Here is a 12528-nt window from a genome sequence, read left to right on the forward strand (position 1 = left end):
ACCCGCCACTTTTTATTGGCCGTTTACTGGTGTTTATTGCCAGCAAACCGGCGTTTGGCGTTGCCATCGCCCGGCAATTATCCTCTGTCACGCATAATCCTCTTTTCCACGCCGCAAGCCCGTCGTGCCGCGGTTTTCGCCATTGAATGCCGTCTCCGCTGTGCGTAAGATTCTTTAACATGTTTTACAAATAAGAAACTGCTATGCAAGCCTCCATCGCCCCAACGCTCGACGCCGAAAACGACACCACGCCCGTAAATTCCCGCGGTAAAGTGATGGTCGCTTCGCTGGTCGGCACCGCTATCGAATTTTTCGATTTCTATATTTATGCTACCGCTGCGGTCATCGTTTTCCCGCATATCTTCTTCCCACAGGGTGATGCCACGGTCGCCACGCTACAGTCGCTGGCTACCTTCGCCATCGCCTTTGTCGCGCGCCCGATTGGCTCGGCGGTGTTTGGCCACTTCGGTGACCGCGTGGGCCGTAAAGCCACGCTGGTCGCATCGCTGCTGACCATGGGGATTTCAACCGTGGTGATCGGCCTGCTGCCGGGCTATGAAACCATCGGCGTCTTTGCGCCACTGCTGCTGGCGCTGGCGCGCTTCGGTCAGGGTCTGGGACTCGGTGGGGAATGGGGTGGCGCGGCGCTGCTGGCAACGGAAAATGCCCCGGCGAAGAAGCGTGCCCTGTACGGCTCCTTCCCGCAGCTCGGCGCGCCGATTGGCTTCTTCTTTGCCAACGGCACCTTCCTGCTGCTCTCCTGGCTGCTGACCGACGATCAGTTTATGCAGTGGGGCTGGCGCGTGCCGTTTGTGCTCTCTGCGGTGCTGGTGCTGGTTGGGCTGTACGTGCGCCTGTCGCTGCACGAATCGCCGGTCTTTGCCAAGGTGAAGAAAGAGAAGAAGCAGGTCAAAATCCCGATTGGCACGCTGCTGTCTAAGCACCTGAAGGCGACGATTATCGGCACCTTTATCATGCTGGCGACCTACACGCTGTTCTATATCATGACCGTGTATTCAATGACCTACGGCACCACGCCGGCACCGGGCGGTCTTGGCTTCCCACGCAATACCATGCTGTGGATGCTGATGCTGGCGGTCATTGGTTTTGGTGTGATGGTGCCGATTGCCGGCCTGCTGGCAGACCGCTTCGGTCGCCGCAAAACCATGATCGTCATTACCCTGATGATTATCGCCTTCTCGCTGATTTTCCCGAGCATGTTAGGGTCAGGGAATCAGCTAATGGTGATGGCCTTCCTGCTGTGCGGCCTGAGCATCATGGGGCTGACCTTCGGCCCGATGGGTGCCCTGCTGCCGGAGCTGTTCCCGACGGAAGTGCGTTATACCGGTGCCTCGTTCTCCTATAACCTGTCGTCGATCCTTGGGGCGTCTGTCGCACCCTATATCGCCACCTGGTTAGCGCACACCTACGGTCTGTTCTACGTCGGCATCTATCTGGCCTCGATGGCCTGCCTGACGCTGATTGCGCTGTTGGCCAGCAAAGAAACCCGCCACGAATCGCTGTACGACTAAGCCTTGTTCAGGCAATAAAAAACCGGCTCTGGCCGGTTTTTTTTCGTGCTGAAATCCGCTGCGGGAACGGGCGCTGCGCCCATCCCCGCCGGGGATTATTTCTTGCTCTTCATCTGTTGCAGCACGTTGGTACACTGATTCTGCTCGTTGTCGCTGGGTGAAATCAGTGCCAGCAGCGCGGCGGCGGGCGCCACGACCGCACCGAGAGCCACCGCTGCCGCACCCCGCGCAATCAGCGGACCGGCTTTCACGCCCGCATCCGGATTCTTGAAGGTGCCCTTCACATACAGCGGCGAGCGTAGGGTGATGATACGGATACCCTTGCTCTCAGGATCGATCGACAAATCCATCCGCTCATTGGCAAAGTTGGTGGTGCCGGAGATGTTAATCACCGCGTTCTCGGTATCAAAGACGAACAGCCGGGTTGAGGCTAAGCCGTTGGTGACGTTGAGGTCGGCTGCGGCACAGTTGATCCGCACTTCATCATCGCCAAACAGCTTGCCGACCACGTAGTTACCGACGTTGAGACCGACAATCTCCATCAGGCTGCGGCTGATCACCCCGTCATTCATCAGCATCTTCAGCTCGCCGTTGCTGGTCGCCAGAATATCGGCCACCGAGTTACCGTTTCCGCTCAGCGTGGCGTCGCCGTTCATCTGCCCCATGCTGCTTTGCATGGCGGAGACATTCGGGAACAGCTGCTTCAGCTTCAGGTTACGGGCATGCAGATCGGCCCGCGCGCGCATCGGCGTACGATCGCCTTCCAGATGAATGGTGGAGTTGAGATTGCCGCCGGCCATGCCGAAGCGCAGCGGATCCAACAGGATATCGCCGTTTTTCAGCACCAGATGGGTGTACAGATCGCTGAGCGGCAGCGAATTACTGTGCTCAATTTTCTTGCCGCTGAACTTCACGTCAGCGTCCATCGCGCCCCAGCTTTTGGTATCGAACTTATCGTGTGGCAACACGCGATCTGCCGGCTGCGTGGTGGCATCGCCCCGTTTGGCTTTCGCCTGCTCGGTTTTCTCGCTGCCTTTACCCGAATTCACGCCAATCAGTGGCCCTAAATCGGCCATTCTCAGCTGTTTCGATTCCAGCGAACCTTCCAGTTTTGGACGCGGTTTGCCCTGGGTGTAAGTCATGGAACCGTGAATATCGCTGTCGCCAATATGGCCGTTGAAATTTTCATAGCGGAATACCGGGCCACCCTTCTGCTGGAAGCGGGCGATCAGATGTCCATCGGTTTCATATGGCGGCGTATCCGGCAGCAGAATGCCGGTCAGGCCGTAGAGATTGGCCAGCGTGTCACCGGCGAAGCGCAGCCGGATATCCAGCCCGCCAAGGTTAAGCGGATCCTGCAGCGTACCGGCCACCTGCACGCGCGTGGTGCCGTTGCGCACGTCGGCCTGCAGTGGGAAAGGATTGGTTTTACTGCGCAGCGACAGCATGCCGCCGATTTTGCCGTCGCCGGTCAGCTTCTCGTTGTTGTAAGTACCGGAAGCCTTCCAGCCAAACACGTAATCAGACGCGCCCTTCTGGCTCTTATCATCCTTGCTGCCCGCCACCTGAACGTAAGGCACCGGCTTGCCGAGCGGATCAACGGTGACCTGCACATCGGCTTTGTTGATGGCATCCCGGTAGGCGATCTGTCCGCGGTCAAACATGATGTTGTCGAGGCGGAAGGTCCACGCAGAAGGCGGCTGATTCGGATCCGGGTTGTCACTGCCGGCCAGATTGAAGGTCCAGTTATTCTTTTTATCCGCGGTCTGGATCAGCCTGGCATCCGGCTGCGTCAGCTTAATCCACGGGATATAAACTTCTTTGCCCAACAGCGCCAGCGGGGCCAGCGTGGCATCCACGCGTTGCAGATGCACCATGGTGACATCAGGAATTTCGGGCGGATTGCCCAGCAGAATATCGTCGGCATGAACGTGCGGCCATGGCACCCAACTGCGCCAGCCAGGTTCATCCCGGTTGCGTTCCCACGCCACGCCCAGGTCACCGCGAATGGCGAACGGACGATTCAATTCAGTCGACACTTTTTGATTGATGGTCGGTTTGAGTCGGTTCCAGTCAAAGGTCGCAATGATGATCACCACCACGATCACCAGCAACAAAAAAATCCCGACAATCCAGCTAATTATTTTTCCCGTACGCGACATACCCGGTCTCCTTGCTCGCTTCGGCCTTCTGTAAAGATAGTCGAGAGCGCAGGAAACGGGATCAGATCAGCTGGTGCGGCAGCGATCCCAGCTGGTCAAAAGGCATCGGACGGGCAAAAAAGTAGCCCTGAGCAGCATAAGCCGGTGAATTTTTCACCTGCATCCATTCATCAAGGGTTTCAACGCCTTCGACAATCACCCCTTTGCAGTAGCGATTAATCAGGGCCAGCAGCATGTTAAAGAGATTGCGGCCCTCTTCTGACTTTCTCAGCATGATAAACAGCTCGCGGGCCATTTTGATGTAGTCATACTTCAGCTCGGTCAGCGCGGAAAAGTTGGCCATGCCGCAGCCGAAATCATCCAGCCACAGCGGGCCGAGTTCCGGCATCTGCGCGACAATCTCTTCCTGCGGCAGCATATGGTGTTCCACCAGCTCAAAGCGCACCCACGGGCAGCGCGCAACCAGCTGACGGATGGCAGCATGATGCTGCAGTTCCAACAGGGTTGGGCCATCAATATTGACCGAGGCAACGGTGCCACTGGAGGTGAACAGCGTTTCCCATTCCGCCAGCAATTCAAGCTGCTCGGTAACAATGTGCAGGCGCTGTGGGATCTCAAGCGCTGCAAAATAGGACTCCGGTGATACCCTCTTGCCCGGTTCGGCGGGATGGAATACCGCCGTGAGCAACTCAATTGCCATCAGACTGCCGGTCACCCGGTAGATAGGCTGAAACGTATAGATGCGCTGGCACTCCTGCCAGTACAGACGCTCATCCTGTTGCTTTGTCACAACATTTGAGAGAGGAAGCCGGTGACTGAGGTCGTTCAGCACCATGTAATTGATCCTTGATAATGATGAGACCGTTCGGGGAACGGATCTCCCGCAAGAGAGATATCGGCACCGGATCGCAGAACTTTATCGCGCCTGGCGCTAAAAACGCCCGGTAATTGCCCATTACCGCGGGCCGCAGCTGGCCGAAAATGCAGGCCGTTGCTGCTGTATTCTCAGCGATTCACTGCGTGAGGAAAAAAGTAAAACACCGTTTTAAAATATTGACTACGTGCGTCTGCGCAGCGAAACTGGTGCAAATTTGAGGGATGAGCTGACCACCATGACGCAGAAAAAAATTGCCGTTATCGGCGAGTGCATGATTGAGCTTTCACAGAAAGCCACCGACCTGAGCCGCGGTTTTGGCGGCGATACGCTGAACACCGCGGTGTATATCGCCCGTCAGGTTGACCCACAGCAGCTCAGCGTGGATTACGTGACCGCGCTGGGCACCGACAGCTTCAGCGGTGAGATGCTCGCCGCCTGGCAGCAGGAGCAGGTGCAGACCGGCCTCATCCAGCAGATGGATAACAAGTTGCCGGGCCTGTACGTGATTGAAACCGATGCGCAGGGCGAGCGAACCTTTTACTACTGGCGCAACGATGCCGCCGCGCGCTTCTGGCTGGACGGCGAGCGCGCAGAGGACATCTGCCAGCAGCTGGCCCGGTTCGATTACCTTTACCTGAGCGGCATCAGCCTGGCGATCCTCAGCCCGCAGAGCCGGGAAAAGCTGATGGCGTTGCTGACCGCCTGTCGCCGCAACGGTGGGAAAATCATCTTTGATAACAACTATCGACCACGCCTGTGGCCGTCGGCAGAGGTCACCCAGGCGGCTTATCAGGTGATGCTGGCCTGTACCGACATCGCCTTCCTGACGCTGGACGATGAAACCCTGCTGTGGGGCGAAGCGCCGGTTGACGAGGTGATTGCCCGCACCCGTGCCGCCGGCGTCAGCGAGATTGTGATCAAGCGCGGTGCCGAATCCTGCCTGGTGTCGCTGGCCGATCGGCCACTGCTGGAGGTGCCGGCAGTGAAGCTGCCGGCCAGCAGCGTGGTCGATACCACGGCGGCAGGAGACTCCTTCAGCGCCGGCTATCTGGCGGTACGCCTAAGCGGTGGCAGTGCGGAAGAGGCGGCGAAACGCGGCCATCTGACCGCCAGCACGGTGATCCAACATCGCGGGGCGATCATTCCCCGTTCGGCAATGCCGGCTTAAGCGCGTTCGCCGGTTTTCAGCCCTGGCGGCAAACAGCCCCGCACTCGCGGGGCTTTTTATTATTCCACGCCCGCCGATCCGCCCTTTAATTAACATCCGCAATTTAAGTCAAATTAATTACGCGGCTTATCCGTAAGCAGTCTGAATGAGTCAATTCCTAATTCAGGTCCAGCCGCAGATCGGTAAACGGATAATAAACTGAATATTATGATAATTACCCTAAACCCGCTTAATGGCGATCCGTGATGCAAACCGACTCGTTTTAAAACAATCAGATAGCAGCAGATAAATAACCCCAGACCGGCGCTTCTGGGCATAGTCTGAAACTGCGCTAAAAGCGTGAGCAAGGCTGGACGCTGTATAAATAAATGGGCAATGATTGTTTTATTGCAGCCGATCCCCCCTATTCTCGCGCCGGGCTCGCCTATACTTAAATAATGAAATTCAGGAGCGCCTATGAAAACCGAAATTATTAATATCTGGCCTCACGGCGAGGCTCCCGGTGCCAGCGATTCCAGGGTCAGCCCACAAATTGTCGATTTAGCGAAAGAGTACGAACCTTACGATCGTGCCGCCAGCGGCGTGCGCAATCCTGAGCTGGCCTTCTGGTATCCGGAAGAATCCAACGGCGTGACCCTGCTGGTCGCACCCGGTGGCGGCTTCGAAAAAATCATGATCGACAAAGAAGGCAGCGCGCTGGCGATGTTCTTTACCGCGATGGGCTATACGCTGGCGGTGATGACCTACCGTTTCCCGCAGGATGGTCACCATGAAGCGGCTGACGCGCCCTTATCGGATGCGCAGCGTGCGGTGCGCGTGCTGCGGCACCGTGCCGCCCGTGGGCTGAACGGCAAGCGTATTGTGATGATGGGCTTCTCGGCCGGTGGCTATGTGGCCGCCAGCGTCGGTACGCGCTTCACTGAGAAACTCTATCCGGTGCAGGATATTGCCGACTCGCTGACCGCCCGTCCGGATGCACTGGTGCTGATGTACCCGGTGATCAGTATGCGTGAAGGGCTGGCGCATCAGGGTTGTCGCCAGCATCTGCTGGGTGAGCATCCGACGCAGCGGGAAATTGACGCGTACTCGATGGAAACGCGCGTGACTGAGCAGACGCCACAAACCTTGCTGATCCATGCGGTGAATGATGAGTCGGTGCCAATCAATAACAGCATGGTGATGTTCAGCGCGCTGCGGGAACACAAGGTCTCCAGCGAGCTGCACTTCTACGAGAAAGGCGGGCACGGCTTTGGCATTCGCAACGTCGCCGATCTGCCGCTGGCCAGCTGGCCGATGCTGGTTAATGAATGGCTGCGCGCACGGATCTGGTAGCACGCAAAAAAACCCGGCCGCGTTAGGCGACCGGGTTGTGGTCAGAACAGATCAGTTCTGCGAAGACGGGATATCAGAGACTTCCGGCTTGGTTTCATCCACCGCTGCGGCCGCCGCTTCCGGGGCCGGTGCCATGATTTTCTTCCAGCTCTCTTCCAGCTGCTGAACGTTGGTTTCCGGCTCGCCCTGCGGCTGCATCAGCATCATGGTCAGATCCTGTGACAGCTGCTGGCGCAGCTCCTGGTTCATCATCTGCAAGGTCAGGCCCGACAGGAAGCTCTGGCGCAGTTTCTGATACTGTTCCGGCGCGATATCCACTACCGCATTCTGCTGCGAGCGCAAACGCTGGCTCATCAGCACATCGGTATCAGTGCGGGCGTAGGTGGCAAACAGCTTGTTCAGCTCGGCGGTTTTCTGCGCCATCAACGCGTCAAACTCTTCCTGCGGCAGGCCGTTATCGCGGATGTTTACCATCTCCCGCGCAACCAGATTCAGGTTGCTTTGCAGGGTGGCGTTATCCGCATCCAGATTGATGGCGCACTGCGCGCGCTGGTACAGCACGCGGCAGTCAAAGCCCACCTGCACCTTCTGCGCCTTACTGTCGCTCAGCACATGCTGCACGTGCCAGAACAACGCTTCACGGGCCAGATCGCTCTGCCAGTAATGCTGCAAATTCTGCGAATCCCTGATCGGCTGCCACGGCGAATCCCACACCAGCGACAGACGATCCTGGGTCAGATTATTGTTAACCAGGTTAATCGGCTGCGGCGGCAGTGGCGACAGCGTTGGCATCGGCGACGGCGTATCACGCTTGCCCTTCAGCGGCGAGAAGGTTTTGTTGATCTGCTCGGCCAGGCTGCGGCTGTCGACGTTGCCCACCACCATCAGCGTCATCGCATCCGGCGTGTACCACTGCTTGTAGAAGTCGTTCAGCTTGACCGGGTCGATCGGCGCATTAGCGGGCGTGCCCGGATCGTGGCCCAGCAACGTGGAGCCCTTCAGCCGGTAACGCCACCAGACATCCTGCGGATTGGCAGGCCAGGTGGCGATCGGATCGTCAGCAGCCAGCGCGGTGTTCACCGTCTGTTCATTGATGGTCATATCGCCGACGGTCGCCGCCAGCCAGTTCATCGCTTCTTTCACCACTTCCGGCCGGTTGTTCGGCAGACTGAGGGTGTAGAGCGTGAAGTCATAAGAGGTGATCGCAGGCGGTTGCGGGCGATCGGGATCGATACTTTGCTGCCACAGCGAGCGCTGCTGCGCAGGGTCGAGCTTCGCGTTATGCACTAAGGCCAGACGCGGTAAAAGGTGGCTGTAACCGGCCTGCTGGGTATTCTCCACCAGAGAGCCGGTATTAACCAGTAAGCGGACTTCAACGCGGTCGCTGGGACGCTGCGGAGTCGTTAAAACCTGCCAGGTGAACCCGTTGTCGAGTTTTCCCTGCTGCCAGGCGGGATCGGGTTGGAGTGTTTCAGCCTGCACAGTACTGCTGACCGCGGCCAGCAATATTCCACCAACCAAAAGACGAATTCTGGTGCCCTGCATGTGAACCCCTACTCAATCACAAACCAAAAAAAATCACTGGCGATCTACGGCCTGCTGCTATCTACGGGAGGGATAACTCAGGGAAGCCGCTGTTTTTTCTCAGAACAGCTTCTTAGACCACGCATTGGCGGGGATGTCCCACCACGGAGTGAAAAATGATAAAAATCTCTGAGGGTTATTATGCAAATGCCCGCCGCGAGGGCAAGTCGCGACGGGCATTTGAGGGGATATTTAACGAATTAACGGCTTATGCGGCGTTTTCGGGCAGTTTTTTCGCCTTATTTTTGCCGTCCAGCGTGTCTTTCAACTGTTGCTCGTCCAGCTGATCGACCCATTTTGCCACCACCACGGTCGCCACGCCGTTGCCGACCAGGTTAGTTAACGCACGGGCTTCAGACATAAAGCGGTCGATACCGAGGATCAGCGCCAGACCGGCCACCGGCAAATGGCCGACCGCCGAGAGCGTGGCCGCCAGCACGATAAATCCGCTGCCGGTAACGCCCGCCGCCCCTTTCGAGGAGAGCAGCAGCACCACCAGCAGCGTGATTTGATGCCAGATATCCATATGCGCATTGGTGGCCTGGGCGATAAACACCGCTGCCATGGTCAGGTAAATCGAGGTGCCGTCGAGGTTAAACGAGTAGCCAGTTGGGATCACCAGCCCGACCACCGACTTCTTACAGCCCAGCTTTTCCATCTTATCGAGCATGCGCGGCAGCGCGGATTCTGAGGACGAGGTCCCCAGCACGATCAGCAGCTCTTCTTTGATGTAGGCGATAAATTTGAAGATGTTGAAGCCGACCACGCGGGCAATGGTACCCAGCACCACCACCACAAACAGCAGGCAGGTAATATAGAAGCAGATAATCAACTGACCTAACTGCACCAGCGAACCGACGCCGTATTTACCAATGGTAAAGGCCATCGCCCCGAACGCGCCAATCGGTGCCAGACGCATGATCATATTGATGATGCCGAAAATCACGCGGGAGAAACTTTCGATAAAGTTGAATACCAGCGTGCCTTTGTCGCCCATGCGGTGCAGGGCAAAACCGAACATGATGGCGAACAGCAGTACCTGCAGAATGTTGCCGCTGGCAAAGGCGCCAATCACGCTGTTAGGAATGATATCTAACAGGAACGCCACCACGCCCTGCTGCTCGGCCTGCTGGGCATACATCGCCACCGCTTTGGCATCCAGCGTGGCCGGGTCGATATTCATACCAACGCCAGGCTGCAACACGTTGACCACCACCAGGCCAATAATCAGGGCGATGGTGCTGACCACTTCAAAATAGAGCAGCGCGACGGCACCGGTACGGCCGACCGCTTTCATGCTTTCCATCCCGGCGATCCCGGTGACCACGGTACAGAAAATAACCGGTGCGATGATCATCTTGATCAGCTTCACAAAGGCATCACCGAGCGGCTTCATCTGGGCACCCAACTCGGGGTAGAAATGCCCTAACAGCACGCCGATGACGATGGCGGTAATCACCTGGAAATAGAGGCTTTTAAACAGGGAAGTTTTCATAGAATGTCCATTAACGGCTTGGATGGCAGGCGCTTTCGCTGAGGTTATCGTCAGTCTTCAGCGCGAAAGTAACACTACGTTAACGGGATTGATATAACTTGAAACACTCAGCCGCCGGGCAACGCGCCGTTTTATGAGCTGAATCACTTCAGCACCGGTAATGACGCGTTGTGGTTTGCGTTAAGGATTGATACACGTGGAAATTATCCCTTACGGGACCGTATTAAGGCGTGATTAATTCCAGATATTTGCGGTTAAAGACCGCCAGCGGTAGCGCCTCAGAATAGAGGTAGCCCTGCCCGATATTAATGCCGCGCGCCAGTAGCCAGTCGCGCTGCTGGCTGGTTTCGACGCCTTCGGCAATCACGTCCAGCTTGATGATTTCGGCAATCGCCGCAACGATTCGCACCATGGTGTCATCATTCGGCAGCACACAGACAAAACTGCGGTCCATCTTCAGCTTACTGATGGGTAACGACTTAAACTGGCTCAGCCAGTTCAGGTTGGCGTAGCCCATACCAAAATCATCCAGCGCCACCGAGATGCCGACTTTCTGCAGCTCGCTTAACAGCTGCAGTGCCTGTTCCGGCTCGCCCACCTGGGCGGTCTCGGTGATCTCCAGCATCAGGCTGCCCGGACTGATTTGGTGGCGATGGATCAGGTCCTGTAAGTGGGTGACCATATCCGCTTCACGCAGCTGCACGGCGGAGAGATTGACGCTGAGCGGCAGATTAATGCCCTGCTTCTGCCAGCCCGCCAGCACCCGGCAGGACTCTTCGAACACCCAGCGGCCCAGCGCGCTGATCACGCCAATCTCTTCGGCGTTCACAATCAGATCTTCCGGCAAGGCCCAGCTGCCGTCCGGCTGGCGCATTCTCAGCAGGGCTTCCGCGCCGACCAGCTTGCCGTTACGCATATCAATCTGCGGCTGCAGGAACAATGAGAACTGCTCTTCTTCCAGCCCCTGCAAAATGTCGTGTTCCTGGGTCAGCCGCTTGTGCGCCCGTTCCATCATCATCGGGTCATAAAACAGGATCTGATTTTTGCCCTGATGACGGGCCGACATCATCGCCGACGCCGCACGGCTTAAAAAGTCCTGCGCGGTGAGATCGCGCGCTTCACGCTGCGCCAGGCCGATGCTCAGGTTGGGCCGCAGCTGCATGTCCTGCAAAGTGACCGGCTGATTCAGCCGCAGCAGCAGCAGGCGCGCCAGGCGCATGGCGCGGAAAGGTTTATTGGCGCGCTTCACCAGCAGCACAAAATCGCTGCCTGACAGCTGGCCCACCAGCGTATGGCTGTCGATACTGTTGCGAATTTTTTCCAGCAGCGTCAGCAACAGCGCATCACGCTGTTCGTCCTTCACCACGCCGTTGGCGTCCTGCAAGGTCTCGATGCGCAGCACCATCAGGGTGAAATTGTCGTCGTCAGAGACGGAATTAAGATGCTGCTCCAGCAGCGCCAGAAACAGGGTTTTGTTCGGCAGATTGGTCAGGGCAAAACGGGTGGTCAGCCTGCTCATCTCATCATGCACCGCTTCGCCCACCTGCTGATTGCGGTTGTAGCTGCGGATTAACATGCCCAACTCATCGTCACGGTGGCGCTCAGGCAGCGTCAGCTGATGGGAAATCGCCTCCTGCGGCGGCAGATCCTGCAGCTCCATGGCGATCCGCCGCAGCGGGCGAACGATCAGCTTGTTGATGCACCAGCTGATGGCGATCGACAGGATCAATGCCAGCAGCAGGTAAGTGGTCACCATCGTCGACAGGGCGCTGAGAATAAACTGATAGACCCGCCAGGAATCGGCCTGCAACACCAGCAGCGCCAGCGGCTTGGGATTGGCTGGCTCCACCGAGTAGAGCGGCACGGTGATCTTCACCGGCAGCTCAAACAGCGTGGCGATAAATTCCGGCACCGGTTTTTCGGGCTCGAAATCGGTATGCAGCGCCTGCAGGCCGTTCGGCAACACCACTTCGGCCCTGGCCAGGATCCCGGCCGGTTTCAGGGAGTTGAGGATCAGTTCGGCCTGGGGAATATCGGCTTTCAGCACCGCCTGGGACAGCGGCTGGCGCACGGTATGGGCGACGTTTTCCATCTGCTGGGCGTAGTCAATCCTGCGCTGCTGCACAAAATGGAAAAGCTGAATGACAATAAAAATACAGATGGTCACGGCGGCCACGCAGGATACCGTCGCCATCTGTTTTATTGTTAATGAACGACTGACGCGCAAACCCACTCTCCGAATCACTGAATGCCACCACCGGGGGCAGCAAAAAACTGCCCTGAGTATATCTTAAGGCGGCCGCTTGTTAAGCACTCTGTCCGGGCCAGGGGTTGATTAGGTGTTTTCTGAAGGCGATTATCTTAATTTTCTCACTAAA

The 12528-nt window shown here is 57.3% G+C and carries 8 protein-coding genes; 3 read left to right on the forward strand and 5 right to left on the reverse strand.

The window, feature by feature from the left end:
* The first annotated feature begins 203 nt into the window (after window positions 1–203).
* A complete protein-coding gene (locus EBC_RS23565) occupies window positions 204–1532 on the forward strand; it encodes an MFS transporter (RefSeq protein ID WP_013204384.1) in 1329 nt (442 codons plus the stop codon).
* A 95-nt stretch (window positions 1533–1627) separates the two neighbouring features.
* Here EBC_RS23565 and EBC_RS23570 read toward each other — a convergent pair whose 3' ends face one another.
* Together EBC_RS23570 and pdeH are read right to left on the reverse strand one after the other, a co-directional pair.
* Window positions 1628–3694: an AsmA family protein gene (locus tag EBC_RS23570; RefSeq protein ID WP_013204385.1), complete on the reverse strand. Its 2067-nt coding sequence runs from the start codon at window positions 3692–3694 to the stop codon at window positions 1628–1630.
* 61 nt (window positions 3695–3755) lie between these two features.
* Window positions 3756–4529: a cyclic-guanylate-specific phosphodiesterase gene (gene pdeH / locus EBC_RS23575; protein WP_013204386.1), complete on the reverse strand. Its 774-nt coding sequence runs from the start codon at window positions 4527–4529 to the stop codon at window positions 3756–3758.
* A gap of 277 nt (window positions 4530–4806) precedes the next feature.
* On the opposite strand from pdeH, the gene kdgK reads away from it, so the two are divergent.
* On the forward strand, window positions 4807–5739 hold the full coding sequence (gene kdgK, locus EBC_RS23580) for a 2-dehydro-3-deoxygluconokinase (RefSeq protein ID WP_041692457.1): 933 nt from the start codon (window positions 4807–4809) through the stop codon (window positions 5737–5739).
* Between the two features lie 456 nt (window positions 5740–6195).
* Window positions 6196–7071 carry an alpha/beta hydrolase gene (locus EBC_RS23585; protein WP_013204388.1) on the forward strand — a complete coding sequence of 292 codons (876 nt, stop codon included), beginning with the start codon at window positions 6196–6198 and terminating at the stop codon, window positions 7069–7071.
* Between the two features lie 51 nt (window positions 7072–7122).
* On the opposite strand, the gene EBC_RS23590 is transcribed toward EBC_RS23585, so the two are convergent.
* The 3 genes from EBC_RS23590 to hmsP form a co-directional block, all read right to left on the reverse strand.
* Entirely contained in the window at window positions 7123–8616 is a 1494-nt protein-coding gene (locus tag EBC_RS23590; protein WP_013204389.1) for a M16 family metallopeptidase, read from the reverse strand.
* 247 nt (window positions 8617–8863) lie between these two features.
* On the reverse strand, window positions 8864–10150 hold the full coding sequence (locus EBC_RS23595; RefSeq protein WP_013204390.1) for a dicarboxylate/amino acid:cation symporter: 1287 nt from the start codon (window positions 10148–10150) through the stop codon (window positions 8864–8866).
* A 223-nt stretch (window positions 10151–10373) separates the two neighbouring features.
* A complete protein-coding gene (gene hmsP / locus EBC_RS23600; protein WP_041692158.1) occupies window positions 10374–12377 on the reverse strand; it encodes a biofilm formation regulator HmsP in 2004 nt (667 codons plus the stop codon).
* Between the last annotated feature and the right edge of the window lie 151 nt (window positions 12378–12528).

The organism is Erwinia billingiae Eb661, assembly GCF_000196615.1.
In the GTDB taxonomy this organism is placed as follows: domain Bacteria; phylum Pseudomonadota; class Gammaproteobacteria; order Enterobacterales; family Enterobacteriaceae; genus Erwinia; species Erwinia billingiae.